The sequence below is a fragment of the Streptomyces sp. PKA51 genome (genome assembly GCF_057552455.1).
Map to the genome: position 1 here is coordinate 192,400 of NZ_BAAJPZ010000007.1, position 16,355 is coordinate 208,754.

General features: G+C 73.4%; 14 protein-coding genes. 10 read left to right on the plus strand and 4 right to left on the minus strand.

Annotation, left to right across the window (positions count from 1 at the left end; genetic code table 11):
• Positions 1-6: 6 nt before the first annotated feature.
• On the plus strand, positions 7-510 hold the full coding sequence (rpsI, locus tag AC27L3_RS14050) for a 30S ribosomal protein S9 (RefSeq protein WP_344435171.1): 504 nt from the start codon (positions 7-9) through the stop codon (positions 508-510).
• Between the two features lie 181 nt (positions 511-691).
• Positions 692-2,050 (plus strand): phosphoglucosamine mutase, encoded by a 1,359-nt coding sequence (gene glmM, locus AC27L3_RS14055; RefSeq protein WP_487234339.1) that lies wholly within the window; start codon positions 692-694, stop codon positions 2,048-2,050.
• A gap of 211 nt (positions 2,051-2,261) precedes the next feature.
• On the opposite strand, the gene coaA is transcribed toward glmM, so the two are convergent.
• Positions 2,262-3,185, minus strand: a complete 924-nt coding sequence (coaA, locus tag AC27L3_RS14060; protein WP_487234403.1) for a type I pantothenate kinase — start codon at positions 3,183-3,185, stop codon at positions 2,262-2,264.
• A gap of 250 nt (positions 3,186-3,435) precedes the next feature.
• Between coaA and AC27L3_RS14065 the strand changes: the two genes are divergently transcribed.
• From AC27L3_RS14065 to AC27L3_RS14075, 3 genes are read left to right on the plus strand one after another with little or no spacing between them, the layout of a single operon-like run.
• On the plus strand, positions 3,436-3,720 hold the full coding sequence (locus AC27L3_RS14065) for a hypothetical protein (RefSeq protein ID WP_487234340.1): 285 nt from the start codon (positions 3,436-3,438) through the stop codon (positions 3,718-3,720).
• Positions 3,721-3,744: 24 nt separating this feature from the next.
• A complete protein-coding gene (gene glmS, locus AC27L3_RS14070) occupies positions 3,745-5,598 on the plus strand; it encodes a glutamine--fructose-6-phosphate transaminase (isomerizing) (protein WP_487234341.1) in 1,854 nt (617 codons plus the stop codon).
• Positions 5,595-5,963 (plus strand): holo-ACP synthase, encoded by a 369-nt coding sequence (locus AC27L3_RS14075; protein ID WP_344435165.1) that lies wholly within the window; start codon positions 5,595-5,597, stop codon positions 5,961-5,963. Before glmS ends, AC27L3_RS14075 begins: the two co-directional genes overlap by 4 nt.
• Positions 5,964-5,989: 26 nt before the next feature.
• On the opposite strand, the gene cpt is transcribed toward AC27L3_RS14075, so the two are convergent.
• Positions 5,990-6,526, minus strand: a complete 537-nt coding sequence (gene cpt / locus AC27L3_RS14080) for a chloramphenicol phosphotransferase CPT (RefSeq protein ID WP_487234342.1) — start codon at positions 6,524-6,526, stop codon at positions 5,990-5,992.
• 244 nt (positions 6,527-6,770) lie between these two features.
• Between cpt and AC27L3_RS14085 the strand changes: the two genes are divergently transcribed.
• Complete coding sequence (locus tag AC27L3_RS14085; RefSeq protein WP_487234343.1) at positions 6,771-7,133, plus strand: hypothetical protein; 363 nt, start codon at positions 6,771-6,773, stop codon at positions 7,131-7,133.
• Positions 7,134-7,360: 227 nt separating this feature from the next.
• On the opposite strand, the gene AC27L3_RS14090 is transcribed toward AC27L3_RS14085, so the two are convergent.
• Positions 7,361-7,756: a hypothetical protein gene (locus AC27L3_RS14090; protein WP_487234344.1), complete on the minus strand. Its 396-nt coding sequence runs from the start codon at positions 7,754-7,756 to the stop codon at positions 7,361-7,363.
• A gap of 192 nt (positions 7,757-7,948) precedes the next feature.
• Here AC27L3_RS14090 and AC27L3_RS14095 point away from each other — a divergent pair, with 192 nt between their 5' ends.
• A complete protein-coding gene (locus AC27L3_RS14095) occupies positions 7,949-8,902 on the plus strand; it encodes a MerR family transcriptional regulator (protein WP_487234345.1) in 954 nt (317 codons plus the stop codon).
• Between the two features lie 83 nt (positions 8,903-8,985).
• Positions 8,986-12,312: an NACHT domain-containing protein gene (locus AC27L3_RS14100; protein WP_487234346.1), complete on the plus strand. Its 3,327-nt coding sequence runs from the start codon at positions 8,986-8,988 to the stop codon at positions 12,310-12,312.
• Between the two features lie 94 nt (positions 12,313-12,406).
• Here AC27L3_RS14100 and AC27L3_RS14105 read toward each other — a convergent pair whose 3' ends face one another.
• On the minus strand, positions 12,407-13,846 hold the full coding sequence (locus AC27L3_RS14105) for an NAD(P)H-hydrate dehydratase (protein WP_487234347.1): 1,440 nt from the start codon (positions 13,844-13,846) through the stop codon (positions 12,407-12,409).
• A gap of 83 nt (positions 13,847-13,929) precedes the next feature.
• On the opposite strand from AC27L3_RS14105, the gene alr reads away from it, so the two are divergent.
• Both alr and AC27L3_RS14115 read left to right on the plus strand, forming a co-directional pair.
• A complete protein-coding gene (alr, locus tag AC27L3_RS14110) occupies positions 13,930-15,120 on the plus strand; it encodes an alanine racemase (protein WP_487234348.1) in 1,191 nt (396 codons plus the stop codon).
• 1 nt (position 15,121) lies between these two features.
• Positions 15,122-16,351, plus strand: a complete 1,230-nt coding sequence (locus AC27L3_RS14115; RefSeq protein ID WP_487234349.1) for an alpha/beta fold hydrolase — start codon at positions 15,122-15,124, stop codon at positions 16,349-16,351.
• The last annotated feature ends 4 nt before the right edge of the window (positions 16,352-16,355 follow it).

A 16,355-nucleotide genomic window follows, 5' to 3' on the forward strand; every position in this document is an offset into this window, starting at 1 on the left:
GAACCAGTGGCTGAGACCACCGCCGAGACGCCGATCGAGGACGTCGAGCAGTACACCACCGAGACCGAGGTCGTCGAGTCGGAGTACACCTCCGAGTCCCTCGCGTCCCGCTTCGGCGAGCCGCAGCCGGCCGCCGGCCTGGGCCGTCGCAAGAACGCCATCGCCCGCGTCCGGATCGTTCCGGGCACCGGTCAGTGGAAGATCAACGGTCGCACCCTCGAGGACTACTTCCCGAACAAGGTGCACCAGCAGGAAGTCAACGAGCCCTTCAAGGTGCTCGAGCTCGACGACCGCTACGACGTCATCGCCCGCATCTCGGGTGGCGGCGTTTCCGGCCAGGCCGGCGCCCTGCGCCTGGGCGTGGCCCGCGCCCTGAACGAGGCGGACGTGGACAACAACCGCGGCCCGCTGAAGAAGGCCGGCTTCCTGAGCCGCGACGACCGTGCGGTCGAGCGCAAGAAGGCCGGTCTGAAGAAGGCCCGCAAGGCTCCGCAGTACAGCAAGCGCTAATCGCGGCTTCTGCTGCACTGCTCGAACGCCCCGGCGACGCGTTCCGTGCCGCCGGGGCGTTCGGCCATTGACGGCCCGAGGATGAAAAGCGGCGCGGGGGGTCAAAGCCGCACAGACTCGACAGCTCAAGCAAGGGGGCTCGTGCCGGGCCCCGCACTCCCGCGTTTTTCGGAGGACACCAGTGGGACGACTCTTCGGTACGGACGGCGTGCGCGGTGTCGCCAACGCCGATCTGACGGCCGAGCTCGCGCTCGGCCTGTCGGTCGCGGCGGCGCACGTGCTCGCCGAGGCGGGCACGTTCGAGGGCCATCGCCCGGTGGCGGTGGTCGGCCGTGATCCGCGTGCGTCCGGGGAGTTCCTGGAGGCCGCCGTGGTGGCCGGGCTCGCCAGCGCCGGCGTCGACGTCCTGCGGGTGGGCGTGCTGCCCACGCCGGCCGTCGCCTACCTCACCGGCGCGCTCGGCGCCGACCTCGGCGTCATGCTCTCCGCCAGCCACAACGCGATGCCCGACAACGGCATCAAGTTCTTCGCCCGCGGCGGCCACAAGCTGGCCGACGAGCTCGAGGACCGCATCGAGCAGACCTACCGCGCCCACGCCTCCGGCGAGCCCTGGGACCGGCCCACCGGCGCCGGCGTCGGCCGCGTGCGCGACTACGACCAGGGCTTCGACAACTACGTCGCCCACCTCATCGGCGTCCTGCCCAACCGCCTCGACGGCCTGAAGGTCGTCATCGACGGCGCCCACGGCGCCGCCGCCCGCGTCTCGCCCGAGGCCTTCGCCCGCGCCGGCGCCGAGGTCGTCACCATCGGCACCGAGCCCGACGGCCTCAACATCAACCACGAGTGCGGCTCCACCCACCTGGCCAAGCTGCGCGCCGCCGTCGTCGAGCACGGCGCCGACCTGGGCGTCGCCCACGACGGCGACGCCGACCGCTGCCTGGCCGTGGACGCGCAGGGCAACGAGATCGACGGCGACCAGATCCTCGCCGTCCTGGCCCTGGCCATGCGCGAGGCGGACGCGCTGCGCAAGAACACCGTCGTGGCCACCGTCATGTCCAACCTGGGCTTCAAGCTCGCCATGGAGCGCGAGGGCGTCCAGCTCGTCCAGACCGCGGTCGGCGACCGCTACGTCCTGGAGGAGATGAAGGCGAACGGCTTCGCCCTCGGCGGCGAGCAGTCCGGCCACGTCATCGTCCTGGACCACGCCACGACCGGCGACGGCACCCTGACCGGCCTGATGCTGGCCGCGCGCGTGGCCGCCACGGGCCGCTCGCTGGCCGATCTGGCCGGCGTCATGGAGCGCCTGCCGCAGGTCCTGATCAACGTGCGCGGCGTCGACAAGTCCCGCGTGGGCACCTCCGAGGAGCTCGCCGCGGCCGTCAACGCCGCCGAGCGCGAGCTGGGCAGCACCGGCCGCGTCCTGCTGCGCTCCTCGGGTACGGAGCCGCTGGTGCGGGTCATGGTCGAGGCCGCGGACCAGGAGCAGGCCACGAAGGTGGCCGAGCACCTGGCCGAGGTCGTGCGGACGGCTTTGGGCTAGGCCCTTGGCCCCGGCCGCGTACCGGCCCCGTACCGCGTGTTCGTGGTGCGGGGCCGTTGTCGTTGCCGCGGTGCAGTGCCCCGTCAGGGGCGCGGGGAACTGCGCGATCAGCCACGACGCGCCCGCAGATGAAGGGCGGGCGCGTCGGTGGCCGATCGCGCCCACGCGGCGGCAGCCGCAGATCGACACCGCCCCGCGCCCCTTCGGGGCGCTACAGCTTCCGGAGCGACAGGCGCTGCACCTTGTGGTCCGCGCCCTTGCGGAGGATCAGATTCGAGCGGCCGCGCGTCGGGGCCACGTTCTCCAGCAGGTTCGGCTTGTTGATGGTGCGCCAGTTGCGGCGCGCGTAGTCCAGCGCCTCCTCCTCCGACACCTGCGTGTACCGGCGGAAGTAGGAGTTCGGGTCCTGGAAGGCCGTCGCCCGCAGCTTCTTGAACCGCTCGTAGTACCACCGCTCGATGTCCTCGGCCCGCGCGTCGACGTACACGCTGAAGTCGAAGTAGTCGCCCAGGCTCACCCGCGTGCGGCCGTCCTTGCCGGGCTGGGCGGGCTGCAGCACGTTCAGGCCCTCGACGATCAGGATGTCGGGCCGGTGCACGGTCAGCCGCTCGCCGGGGACGATGTCGTACGTGAGGTGGGAGTAGACCGGCGCGCTCACCTCGTCCTTGCCGGCCTTCACATCCGCGACGAAGCGGGTCAGGGCGCGGCGGTCGTACGACTCGGGGAAACCTTTCCGCGACATCAGCCCGCGCCGGTGCAGCTCGGCGTTCGGCAGCAGGAAGCCGTCCGTGGTGACGAGCTCCACGCGGGGGTGCTCGGGCCAGCGGGCCAGCAGCTCCCGCAGCAGCCGGGCCGTGGTCGACTTGCCCACCGCCACGCTGCCGGCCACGCCTATGACGAACGGCGTGCCGCGCTGCGCGCCCTTCTCGCCCAGGAACGTGTTCAGGGCGCCGCGCAGGCTGCCCGTGGCCCCCACGTACAGGTTCAGCAGCCGCGACAGCGGCAGGTAGATGTCGCGGACCTCGTCCAGGTCGATTACGTCGCCGAGCCCGCGCAGCCGCTCGACCTCCGCCGCGGTCAGCGGCAGCGGCGTGTTCTCGCGCAGCGCACTCCATTGCGCCCTGGTCAGGTCCACGAAGGGCGAGGACTGCTGCGCGGGGGAGTCGCCGCCGCGGCGTCGTTGCTGCGGCTGCTCGGTGGTGGTGGGCACGGGCCCATTGTGCGCGTCCGCGGGGCGGGGTTCACGCCCGGGTGGCCGTTTCCGCCGTGACGTTAAGGAAGCAAGTGACGCCCGTGAGTGAAGTTCCGGCCGGGCCCTGTACTTACCCGCAAGTCAGGAATAGCGTCCGCCCGCCTCTGCCCCACCTGTCGCACCAGGGGTCGCGTTGTTCGTCCTCCGCCTCGCCGCCCGCCGCGTCCGCCGCGCCTGCAGCGGCGCGCTCCGGCTCCTGCCCGCCCGCCGCAGGCGCTCCGGGGCGCCGGCCGCCCGCGCCGCCTTCGCCGACCGCGTGCGCGGCGACCTCGCCGCCGAACTGCCGGACGAGGACATCGGCCAGGACCTCTCCGACTGCCTCGACCGCTACGTTCTCGGCAGCAAACCGCGCTGCGAGGAGGTGGAGTACCTGGAGATGGTGCAGGACGCCATCGACCGGATCGACCGCGGGCGTTGACCCCGGGGTCGTACGCTGCAGTCCATGTGCGGAATCGTTGGTTATGTGGGAGGGCAGTGCGCCCTCGACGTCGTATTGGCAGGGCTGCGGCGGCTGGAGTACCGCGGCTACGACTCGGCCGGCGTGGCGGTCCTGGCCGACGGCGGGCTCGCCGCCGCGAAGAAGGCCGGCAAGCTCGCCAACCTGGAGAAGGAACTGGCCGACCGGCCCCTGCCCTCCGGCTCCACCGGCATCGGCCACACCCGCTGGGCCACCCACGGCGGACCCACCGACGCCAACGCCCACCCCCACCTCGACAACCCCGGTCGCGTCGCCGTCGTCCACAACGGCATCATCGAGAACTTCGCCGACCTGCGCGCCGAGCTCACCGACCGCGGCCACCGCCTGCAGTCCGAGACCGACACCGAGGTCGTCTCCCACCTGGTCTCCGAGGCGTTCTCCTCCTGCGGCGACCTCGCCGAGGCCATGCGCCAGGTCTGCCGCCGCCTCGAAGGCGCCTTCACCCTCGTCGCCGTGCACGCCGACGACCCCGAGGTCGTCGTCGGCGCCCGGCGCAACTCCCCCCTCGTCGTCGGCGTCGGCGACGGGGAGAACTTCCTCGCCTCCGACGTCTCCGCCTTCATCGCCCACACCCGCGACGCCATCGAACTCGGCCAGGACCAGGTCGTCGAGCTGCGCCGCGACGGGGTGAGCATCACCGACTTCCACGGCAACCCGGCCGACGACGCCGTGCGCGCCTACCACGTCGACTGGGACGCCTCCGCCGCCGAGAAGGGCGGCTACGACTACTTCATGCTCAAGGAGATCGCCGAGCAGCCGCGTGCCGTCGCCGACACCCTCCTCGGCCGCATCGACGCGGCGGGCTCGCTCACCCTCGACGAGGTCCGCATCCCCGACTCCGTGCTGCGCGAGGTCGACAAGGTCGTCATCGTCGCCTGCGGCACCGCCTACCACGCGGGGCTGATCGCCAAGTACGCCATCGAGCACTGGACCCGCATCCCCTGCGAGACCGAGCTCGCCAGCGAGTTCCGCTACCGCGACCCGATCCTCGACCAGCGCACCCTCGTCGTCGCCATCAGCCAGTCCGGCGAGACCATGGACACCCTGATGGCCCTGCGGCACGCCCGCGAACAGGGCGCCAAGGTGCTGGCCATCTGCAACACCAACGGCTCGACGATCCCGCGCGAGTCGGACGCCGTCCTGTACACCCACGCCGGGCCGGAGGTCGCCGTCGCCTCCACCAAGGCGTTCCTCACCCAGCTCGTCGCCTGCTACCTCGTGGCGCTCTACCTGGGACAGGTGCGCGGCACCAAGTGGGGCGACGAGATCCGCTCCGTCATCCGCGAGCTGTCCGAGATCGCGCAGGAGGTGGAGGAGGTCCTGGAGACCATGGAGCCGGTGCGCGAGCTCGCCCGCTCGCTGGCCGACAAGAACACCGTCCTCTTCCTCGGCCGGCACGTCGGCCACCCGGTCGCCCTGGAAGGCGCGCTCAAGCTCAAGGAGCTGGCGTACATGCACGCCGAGGGCTTCGCTGCGGGCGAGCTCAAGCACGGCCCGATCGCGCTCATCGAGAAGGACGTGCCGGTCGTCGTGATCGTCCCCTCGCCGCGCGGACGCTCCGTCCTGCACGACAAGATCGTCTCCAACATCCAGGAGATCCGCGCCCGCGGCGCCCGCACCATCGTCATCGCCGAGCGCGGCGACGAGGCCGTACGCCCCTACGCCGACCACCTCGTCGAGATCCCGCCCACGCCCGTGCTCCTGCAGCCCCTCGTCGCCACCGTGCCCCTGCAGGTCTTCGCCTGCGAACTGGCCACGGCCCGCGGCAACGAGGTCGACCAGCCGCGCAACCTCGCCAAGTCGGTGACGGTCGAATGATCGTCGGAGTCGGCATCGACGTCGCCGAGATCGAGCGCTTCGACGCGGCCCTGCAGCGCACGCCCGGCATGGCCGACCGCCTCTTCGTCGAACGCGAGCGGTACCTGCCGAGCGGCGAACGGCGCGGCATCGCCTCCCTCGCGGCCCGCTTCGCCGCCAAGGAAGCCCTGGCCAAGGCGCTGGGCGCGCCGCCCGGGCTGCTGTGGACGGACGCGGAGGTCACCACCGACGACCGCGGCCGCCCCGGCCTCGTCGTCACGGGCACGGTGGCGGCCGCCGCCGAGGCCCTCGGCATCCGCTCCTGGCACCTCTCCCTCAGCCACGACGCGGGCGTGGCCTCGGCGGTGGTGATCGCGGAGGGGTAGGGGCAGGGGGTGCGCCCGCTGCGGAGCTACCGCTTCACGGCTGCGGCAATGCGGCGGGCGCACTCCATCGACTCGGCGGAGGTGCTGTCGACCTCCACGTCGTACGTGACGCCGACATGGACGCTCTCCGCCTGGCGGGCGGCCATCCCCCGCACCCGGTCGCCGCGGGCGATCTCGCGGCCCGCCGCCACGGCGGCGTCGCAGCGGACGCCGACCCACAGGACCTCCAGCCCCGCGAGGGCGTCCTGCAGGCGCCGCTGCGACGCCGCGCCGTCCAGGAAGACCTCGTCGAGGACGACGTGCGCGCCCGCGCGGGCCGTTGCGGCCACGCCCGCGAGCCAGGCCGACTCCAGCGCACGGAAGCGCGGCCCGACGGTGACCTCGCCGTCGGGGCCGAGGCCGAGCCCGCCGTCCACCTCCTGCAGGGACGCCGGCATGGCCTCGATCAGCGCGTCGATGCCGAAGGCCAGCCACGGTTCGGGCAGCAGGGCCTGCAGGCAGCGGACGATGCCGGACTTGCCGGAGCTGGAACCACCGTTGATCACGATCACCCGAGTCGTCACGGGGTCACCGTAGGCGCGCCTTCCGCCGCCCGGCGACGGGATTTCGGCGGGGCTTTCGGTGGGGCGGCAGGGGCCGGGCCGCGCGCGGGGAAGGGCCGTCACGGTGAATACCGTGGTCGGAGAGGGTGAACGTGGCAGGCCGGGCGTCCTGCGGGCTTGGCCGGTACGGGCGCTCCCGGTAGGGAGGTCTGCAGCATGTGCCGACCGCGAGGGACAGGACCGCACAGTGAAGACAACCAGTCGCATGAAGACGGCAGGCACGGCGGTTCTCGGCCTGCTGCTGGCCGGGGCCGGACTCGGGGCCGGGGCGACGCCCGCCGCGGCCCGGGGCGGCGGCGGGCCGCTGGGTGCCGACGGTGACACGTTCATCGGTTTCCACGCCGGATTCGTCTGCGAGGGGCGGGCCCGGACGTGCGTCAACGGCCCTGTCAACAGTGGCAACTCCAGTAACGCGCAGAACGTCCGGATCAACGGGAACCCCAGCAGCAGCGGAAGCCCCACGAACAACGCCGGTTCCGTGAACTCCGGTTCCACCGGTACGGGGGCGGCCGCGGGCAGCTCCAACGACCAGCAGAACCTGGGAAAGGCCGCGGACCTGTACCTGTGACGGCCTGCGGCCGCCGCCGCTTGGGCGCGGCACGGCGCCCCGTCTGCGGGCGCGTCGTGGCTTGTCGCGCCCACGCGGCGGCAGCCGCATATCGGGCACTGCCCCGCGCCCCTATGGGGCGCCGTGACTGGTGCAGTGCCCCGTAAGGGGCGCGGGGAACTGCGCGATCGGCCACCGACGGCCCGCAGCCGACGCACCATCCCGCCACATAAGTCCACCGGGCACGGCTAGCGCAGCCTCGCGATGTCGTTCTCGCTGTTGGACTCCGAGCCGTGGGCGCTGTTGAGGCTGTTGGTGGAGCCCGCCGCGGTCTCGATGTTGCCGCTGTCCACCGGGTTGCCGTGGTTGAGGAAGTTGTTGCTGTTGCTGCTGTTTCCGCTGTCGACGGGACCGTTGATGCAAGGGTGCGGCGACCTGGACACCGGCGACTTGTAATGGAAATCGGCCAGACGGTTGTCGCAGACCACCCCGGACACCATGCCCGTCACGGTGCCGAGGTCCGCGCCCACCACGGCGGCCAGCAGGGATCCGCCCGGAGCGGTCTGCGCCTGTGCGTCCGTGGTGCCGAACAGCGCCAGGCCACAGGTCCCGGCGAACGTCACCACCTGCACGACTCTCTTCACCACACCGCTCCCTGCCCGGTCGGCCTGCTGGTCCCGGACGTATGGTCCTGTGGGTTGCCACCCGCGGTCCCGGCAACCCACAGGCGGCCGAACGCCCGGGTGCCATATTCAGCCCAACGGCCCAACCGGCCCGCCGCACCCTCGCCGCTGCGGCTTGACCCTCCAGCGACGGGAGACCCCAAGGTGGCGGACATGGACGACGACACCCCCCGGGACCCCCGGTACTCCATCGGCGAACTGGCCCGGATGACCGGCCTGACGGTCAAGACCATCCGGTTCTGGTCCGATGCGGGCGTGGTGCCGCCGGCCGACCGTACGCCCGCCGGCTACCGCCGCTACGGGCAGGACGCCCTGGCCCGCCTCGGCCTCGTGCGGACACTGCGCGACCTCGGCGTCGGCCTCGCCACCATCCGGCGCGTGCTGGAGCGCGAGATCACCGTCGCCGAGGTCGCCGCGGTGCACGCCGAGGCCCTGGAGACGCAGATCCGCACGCTGCGGCTGCACCGGGCCGTCCTGCGCGCGGTGGCCGGACGCGGGTCCACACCGGAGGAGATGGAACTCATGCACAAGCTCGCCACCCTGTCCGACCGGGAACGCCGCCACCTGGTCACCACCTTCATCGACAGCGCCTTCCAGGGCCTCGACGTCGACCCCGGCTTCCTCGCCACGCTGCGCGGCGCCATGCCCGACCTGCCGGACGACCCCACGCAGGCCCAGCTCGACGCCTGGGTCGAACTGGCCGAACTCGTCCAGGACGACGACTTCCGCGCCGGCATGCGCAAGGCCGCCATCGACCAGATCGAGGCCCTCAAGGACGTCGAGCGGCCCGCACCCGCCGAGGCCGAGCGGCTCGCCGAGCTGATCCGGCAGCGGACCGCCGATGCCCGCGCCGCCGGCATCGCACCGGAGTCGGACGCGGCCCGCCCGGTCGCCGACGAGCTCGTGCGCCAGTGCGCTGAGCTCAGCGGCCGCAGCGACGGGCCGGAGTTCCGCGCCTGGCTGCTGCAGCGCCTCGACGTCGCCCGGGACTCCCGCTACGAGCACTACTGGCGCCTGATCTCCGTCATCAACGGCTGGCCCGCCCCGGACATGGGCCCGGCCGTCGACTGGCTGACCGCGGCCGTACGGGCGTCCCGCACGGCCTGAGCCGTTGCCCCTTCCCCCCTCGCCCCGCTGCCGTATCGTCACCTCAAGCCCGGCGGTACGGCACAGGCGAAGGGGGCGGGGGAGTGCACCCGGCAAGGGAACGCATCGCGGCGGTGCTCGGCAGCAGCCAAGGCAGTGGGTATCTGCTGACACCGAGACTCGTGCTCACCGCGGCCCACGTCGTCGCCGGCTGCACCGAACCGGCGGTGATCGTCCCCGGCGGCACCGGCAAGGCGCGCTGCCGCGTGGTCTGGGCACGCGACGACAACCGCCGCTGCGACGTCGCCCTGCTCGTCGCCGACCGCGACCTGGTGGACGAGGAAGTCGCCGAACACTTCGAGCCGTTGGTGTGGGGACGCGCGTACGACCTGCGGGCCTGGCCGGGCGCACACGCCATCGGCTACCCCCACGTCCAGCGCGACCGGGCCGGCGAACTCGACAGCGAACAGCTCGTCGGCACCCTCAAACCCGGCAGCAACCTCCTCGGCGGCCGGTACGTCCTCGACTGCGCGCACGGCGCACCGGCCGCCCCCGGCGACGGCACCTCGCCCTGGGCGGGCATGTCCGGGGCCGCCGTCTTCGTGGACGGCCTCCTCGCCGGCGTCGTCCACGCCGACCCCGGCGGATGGGCCCACGGCCGCCTGACCGTCACCCCCGCCGAAACCCTGTGGCAGGACTTCCGCTTCCTGCAGGAATGCGTCCTCGCCGGCGACCGGCCGCAATCGCGCTCCCTCGCCTCCAAGCAGCAACTCGAAGTCGAGCAATTCGAACGGCGGTTACGCGAGTACGTCATCGGCAAGTCCGGCGAACTCACCATCATCGGCCTCACCCTCACCGACGGCGACGGCGAGACCTGGCCCCTGGACACCGCCTACCTCAGCCTCGAACTCACCGGCACCGACGTCGCCCCGGGCGGCACCGACCGCGCCGCCGCCTACGCCCTGCCCTCGCCCAAACGCGCCGAAGAAGCACTCGCCGGCCGCAACCGCGTCCTGCTGCGCGGCGTCGCCGGCTCCGGCAAGACCACCCTCCTGCAATGGCTCGCCACCGTCACCGCACGCGGCGACCTCCCGCCCGCCCTCGGCCACCTCAGCGGATGCATCCCCCTCACCCTGCCGCTGCGCACCCTCATCCGGCGCGGGGCACTGCCGCAACCCGAGGAGTTCCTCGCCGCCGCGGCCGGACCCCTCGCCGGACTGCCCGCCGCCCGCGGCTGGGTCACACGCCGCCTCACCGAAGGCACCGCCCTGCTGCTCGTCGACGGCGTCGACGAAGTCCCCGAAGCCGACCGCCGCCGCACCCTGACCTGGCTCAAGGACCTCCTCGCCGCCTACCCCGACGCCCGCTACGTCATCACCACCCGCCCCTCCGCCGTCCGCGAAGGCTGGCTCACCGACTCCGGCTTCACCGAACTCGAACTCCTGCCCATGAGCCGCGGCGACGTCCTCGCCTTCATCGACCGCTGGCACGACGCCGCGGGCGCGCAGCACGACGCACACCTGCGCGCCTTCCGCGACACCCTCTCCGCCGCCGTCGTCGCCACCCGCGACCTTGGCCGGCTCGCCACCAACCCCCTCATGTGCGCCCTGATCTGCGCCCTCAACCGCGCCCGCCGCGGCTACCTCCCCCACGGCCGCATGGAGCTCTACCGCGCCGCCCTCGACCTGCTCCTCATCCGCCGCGACCGCGAACGCGACATCGTCGCCGGCCTCGAAGGCCCCGCCCTCGAACAGGCCCAGACCGCGCTCCTGCAGAAGATCGCCTACTGGCTCATCCGCAACGGCCGCTCCGAGATCGAATGGCACAAGGCCGTCGAAATCCTCGACCGCGCCCTCCCCGCCATGCCGGCCGTCGCCGCCCTCGGCACCGCCGAGGACATCCTGCGCCACCTCGTCGTCCGCAGCGGCCTCCTGCGCCGCCCCACGGCCGAGACCCTCGACTTCGTCCACCGCACCTTCCAGGACTACCTGGGCGCCCAGGCGGCCGTCGAGGACTGGGACTTCGACCTCCTCGTCAACAACGCGCACGACGCGCAATGGGAGGACGTCCTGCGCATGGCAGTCGGCCACGCGCCCCCGCGGGCGCGGGCGGAACTGCTGGGGATGCTGCTGGAACGCGGCGAAAAGGAGGACACGAACCGCCACCGGCTGCACCTGCTCGCGGCGGCCTGCCTGGAACACGCGACGGAGGTCGACCCGGCGGTCCGTACGAAGGTCGAGCGCGCGGCGGCGGAACTCGTCCCGCCCCGGGACGTCGAATCGGCGAAGGCCCTGGCGGAGGCGGGCGACGTCGTCCTGGACCTCCTCCCGGGCCCGGAGGGCCTGCCGGACGAGGTGGCCCACGCGGTGGTCGTGACGGCGACGACGATTGGCGACGACCGGGCTATTCCGCTGCTGGCGCGGTATGCGGGGCACCCGTACCGGCAGGTACGGGCGCAGCTGGTGTGGTCGTGGGACCGCTTCGACGCGGAGCACTACGCGGACGCGGTGGTCAGCCGGATCCCCTACATGGACGAGGCCGGTTCCGAACTCCGCTTCACCGCCAAGACGACCGCGCACCTCCAGGCGCTGCGGCGCATGGGCGGAAGGCCGCGGGTGGAGTTCCGGGGACACCCGTCGGACGAGCAGCTGGACCTGCTGTTCACGCCGGCGCTGCGGCACCTGAGCCTGGCGGACATGCGGGAGACATTCGATTTACGTGTCTTGACGGCGCGGCCGCCGCTCCAGGTGCTCAACGTCTACACGAGCAGCACGGTCTCCCACCTGGCCGACCTGGCCGAGCTGAACAGCGAATCGCTGGAAGAGCTCCACTTCGCTCTCGAAGTGCCGCCCGACGACCTGGAGGCCGTGGCCGGCATGCACAGGCTCCACTACCTGGGCCTGTACATGTACCCCACCCGGTTCCGGCAGGGGCGGCCACAGGCGCTCGTCCCGCCACCGGGACTGCGGACTCTCGTCGTGAGTGCCGGCCGGACCTACGGGGTGGACCTGTCGGCTGTGCACCACCATCCGTCTCTCGAAGAGGTCACCTACTACGACCACGGCGTGGCCAGGGAGGAACTCGGCCTCGGCACGCTGCCCTGCCTGAGGAAGCTGCAGGCCAACAGGGAGGACTTGCGTCGGCTGCAGGAAGTGGAGCCGTTGCCGACGGTGAAGCACCTGCAGCTGGGGCATCCCCAGCACGTCGAGGGGCTGGTCCACCTGCCCGGTGCGTATCCGGGCCTGGAGCGGTTGGGCATCGCCATGCGGTGGGACAGCACGGAGTCGGTCGACCTGACGCCTCTGGGCGACCTGGGGCGCCCTCTCGACGTGACGGTCGTCCACTCCGGCCCCGTCGTCGGCACCGACGCCCTTCCGGAGGGCTCGTCGGTCTCCCTCCGGGAGAGCCCGAAACCCACGTCCACGGCCTGAGCGGCGCCGTCCCGGGGGTGCGAGGGGGCGGAGGCCCCCTCGGAAACGGTGAAAGGGCGGGACCGGGGACGAACCCACCGTCCGCCCACCACCGTCACTCCTGCGCCACGTCCCGCCACACCTCCCGCAGCCGCTCCGCCACCGCCACCGACGTGATCGGTGCCGCTCCCAGGCGGCGGGCCGCCAGGCCGTGGAGGTAGGCGGCCACCGACGCCGCGTCGTGGCCGCGCAGGCCCGCGGCCAGGAGGGAGCCCGTCAGGCCCGACAGGACGTCGCCGCTGCCCGCCGTCGCCAGCCAGGGGGTGCCCGTCGGGTTGACCCGCAGGGGCGCGCCCGGGGTGGTGATCAGTGTTGTCGAGCCCTTGAGCAGGGCCGTCACGCCGAAGCGGTCGGCCAGGGCGCCTGCCGCCTCGACGCGGGCCGATTCGACTTCTTCGCGGGTGAGGCCGAGCAGGGCCGCCGCCTCGCCGGCGTGCGGGGTCAGGACGGTTTCGGCCGTGCGGGAGCGGACCGCCGCGGGGTCGAGGAGGCGGAGGCCGTCCGCGTCGACGAGGGCGGGGACGTCGGAGGCCAGGACGTCCGCGAGTGCCCGCTCGGCTTCCGCGCCGTCGCCGAGGCCGGGGCCGACGACCCAGGACTGGACGCGTCCGGCCTTGGAGGGCGGGCCGGTGGTCACGAGCGTCTCGGGGAAGCGGGCGATGACCGCGTCGGCCGCGGGCCCGGCGTAGCGCACGGCGCCGGCGCCGCCGGCGAGGGCGCCGGCGACGGCGAGGACGGCGGCGCCCGGGTAGCGGGCGGAGCCGGCCACGATGCCGACGACGCCGCGCCGGTATTTGTCGCTTTCCGCCGCGGGCCGCGGCAGCAGGTGGGCCACGTCCGCGTGCTGGAGCGCTTCGATGTCGGGGTCGGCGGGCAGCCACGGCCGCAGGCCGATGTCGACGAGCCGCAGGGCCCCGGCGTGTTCGCGGGCGGGGTCGACCAGCAGCCCGGGTTTGTACGCGCCGAAGGTGACGGTCGCGTCCGCCCGTACCGCCGCGCCCCGTACCTCGCCGGTGTCGGCGTCGACGCCGCTGGGCAGGTCGACGGCGACGACGAGGGCGCCCTCGGCGGCGCGCACGAGTTCCTCGGCGTCCGGCCGCAGGCCGCCCTTGCCGCCGATGCCGACGATGCCGTCGACGACGAGGTCGGCGCGCCCGACGGCCCGTACGCCCCCGTCCGTGCCCGTGACGATGCGCCCGCCCGCCGTGCGCAGGGCGTGCAGGCCGCCGGGGTGGGCCCGGTCGGGGGCCAGGAGTACGGCGGTGACGCCCGCGCCGCGCCGGGCCAGCCGGGCCCCGGCGTACAGCGCGTCGCCGCCGTTGTCGCCGCTGCCGACGAGGAGCGCGACGCGTGCGCCGTACACCCGGCCGAGGAGGTCCGCGCAGGCCGCGGCGAGCCCGGCGGCGGCGCGTTGCATCAGGGCGCCCTCGGGCAGTTCGGCCATGAGTGCGCGCTCGGCGGCCCGTACGGTCTCGACGCTGTAGCCAGTCCTCATGGGGCACAGCCTCCCCCTGCGCCCCGTCGGCGACACCACCCAGGGGTGGGACCAAGCGGAAGCAGCCTGAGAGACTGGCTGCGATGAGTGAGACACCGAAGGCTCCGATGCGTGCCCGGGCAGTGGTCGACCTGGCCGCCCTGCGGGCGAACGTCCGTGCCCTGCGTGCCCGCGCCCCCCGCGCGCAGCTGATGGCCGTCGTGAAGGCGAATGCGTACGGGCACGGCGCCGTGCCGTGTGCGCGCGCGGCCCGGCAGGCCGGTGCCCGGTGGGTGGGTACGGCCACGCCGCACGAGGCGCTGGCGCTGCGCGCCGCGGGCGACACCGGCCGGCTGATGTGCTGGCTGTGGACGCCCGGCGATCCGTGGCGCGAGGCCGTGGAGGCGGACATCGACGTCTCGGTCAGCGGCCTGTGGGCGCTGGAGGAGCTGACGGCGGCGATCGCCGGCACCGGGCTGACCGCCCGCGTCCAGCTCAAGATCGACACCGGTCTGGGGCGCAACGGCTGCCAGCCCGGCGACTGGGAGGCCCTGGTCGCGGCGGCGCGTGCCGCCGAGGACGCGGGCCTGGTGAAGGTCACCGGCATCTGGTCGCACTTCGCGTGCGCCGACGAGCCGGGTCACCCCTCGATCGAGGCGCAGCTGCGCGTCTTCACGGACGCGGTCGCCTATGCGCGCGCCCAGGGCCTGGACCCGGAGGTGCGGCACATCGCGAACTCGCCGGCCACCCTCACGCTCCCCGAGGCGCACTTCGACCTCGTCCGTACCGGCGTGGCCATGTACGGGATCTCGCCGAGCCCGGAGGTGGGCAGCCCCGAGGAGCTGGGCCTGCGGCCGATCATGACGCTGTCGGCGTCCCTCGCCTCGGTCAAGCGGGTGCCGGGCGGGCACGGGGTGTCGTACGGGCTGACGTACACCACGCCGGGCGAGACGACGCTGGCGCTGGTTCCGGTCGGATATGCGGACGGCATCCCGCGCGCGGCCTCCGGCACCGGTCCGGTGCTGGTGGGAGGCAAGTGGCGCACGGTCGCGGGGCGCGTCGCCATGGACCAGTTCGTCGTCGATCTGGGCGGCGACAGCGCCGCACCAGGGGACGAAGCGGTGCTTTTCGGCCCCGGTGACCGGGGAGAACCGACCGCCGAGGACTGGGCCCGGGCGACCGGAACCATCGCCTATGAAGTCGTCACCCGCATCTCCGCACGCGTACCCCGCGTCTATCTCGGGGAGACGGATCCGGACACGGGTGCGGACACCGCGGACGACACGGGGGCCTGACATGAGCGAGGGCGGCGACGGCAGCACGACCGGGGCGATGAAGGCCGGCGTCGCCGGCATCGGCGCCGCCGCGTGGCGACGCGGTGCCGGTGCGGCGGGCACGGCGGTCGGGGTGCTGGCCGCGGGAGCCGCGGTCGGCGTGGCCGTCGAACGCCTGACCGTCGGCCGCGGCATACGCCGCAAGGCCCGCCTCGCCCTCGACTCCACCGGCCCGTACGGCACCCTGCGCGGCCGCCCCGGCACGGCGGTGGCCGAGGACGGCACCCCGCTGTACTACGAGGTCGACGAACCGGCCGCGGACACCCCGGCGCGCGGCGGCATCGCCGGGCTCCTCGGCCGCCGGCCGGCCGCGCCGCCGCTGACCGTCGTCTTCAGCCACGGCTACTGCCTCGGCCAGGACTCCTGGCACTTCCAGCGCGCCGCCCTGCGCGAGGCCGGCGTGCGCGCCGTCTTCTGGGACCAGCGCAGCCACGGCCGCTCCGGGCGCGCCCCGGCCGCCACCCCCGTCAGCATCGACCTGCTCGGCCGCGACCTGAAGGCCGTGATCGACGCCGCGGCCCCCGACGGGCCGCTGGTCCTCGTCGGCCACTCCATGGGCGGCATGACGACGATGGCGCTGGCCGCCCAGTACCCGGACCTGATCGCGGAGCGCGTCGTCGGCGCGGCCTTCGTCGGCACGTCCTCGGGCCGGCTCTCCGACGTCACCTACGGGCTGCCGGCGGCCGGCATGAACGTCCTGCGGCGCACGGTCCTGCCGGGGGCGTTCAAGCTGATGTCCGTGCAGACGGAACTCGTCGAGAAGGGCCGCCGGGCCACGGCCGACCTGCTCGCCGGCATCATCCGCCGCTACTCCTTCGGCTCCCCCAAGGACGTCGACCCGGCGGTCGCCCGCTTCTCCGAGCGCCTCATCGAGGCCACGCCCGTCGACGTGGTCGCCGCCTTCTACCCGGCCTTCGGCGAACACGACAAGCTGGCGGCGCTGGCGGCGTTCGAGGACGTCCCGGTGCTGGTGCTGGCGGGCGAGAAGGACCTGATCACGCCGGCCTCGCACAGCGAGACGATCGCGGAGGCGCTGCCGGACGCGGCGGAGCTGGTCGTCGTCCCCGGGGCGGGACACCTGGTGATGCTGGAACGGCCCGAGCTCGTGCAGAGGCACTTGGCGGCGCTGCTGCAGTCGGCGACGGCGGCGACGGCGGCGAGCCGCCCTGCGGCGCGGCGCACGGGTCGCTGAGGGG

What these genes read in the sequence shown, in the direction of transcription:
- glmS (WP_487234341.1), top strand. Translation starts at nt 3,745, where the DNA reads ATGTGCGGAATCGTTGGTTATGTGGGAGGGCAGTGCGCCCTCGACGTC.
- AC27L3_RS14075 (WP_344435165.1), top strand. Translation starts at nt 5,595, where the DNA reads ATGATCGTCGGAGTCGGCATCGACGTCGCCGAGATCGAGCGCTTCGAC.
- AC27L3_RS14085 (WP_487234343.1), top strand. Translation starts at nt 6,771, where the DNA reads ATGAAGACGGCAGGCACGGCGGTTCTCGGCCTGCTGCTGGCCGGGGCC.
- AC27L3_RS14095 (WP_487234345.1), top strand. Translation starts at nt 7,949, where the DNA reads ATGGACGACGACACCCCCCGGGACCCCCGGTACTCCATCGGCGAACTG.
- AC27L3_RS14105 (WP_487234347.1), bottom strand. Translation starts at nt 13,846, where the DNA reads ATGAGGACTGGCTACAGCGTCGAGACCGTACGGGCCGCCGAGCGCGCA.
- alr (WP_487234348.1), top strand. Translation starts at nt 13,930, where the DNA reads ATGAGTGAGACACCGAAGGCTCCGATGCGTGCCCGGGCAGTGGTCGAC.
- AC27L3_RS14115 (WP_487234349.1), top strand. Translation starts at nt 15,122, where the DNA reads ATGAGCGAGGGCGGCGACGGCAGCACGACCGGGGCGATGAAGGCCGGC.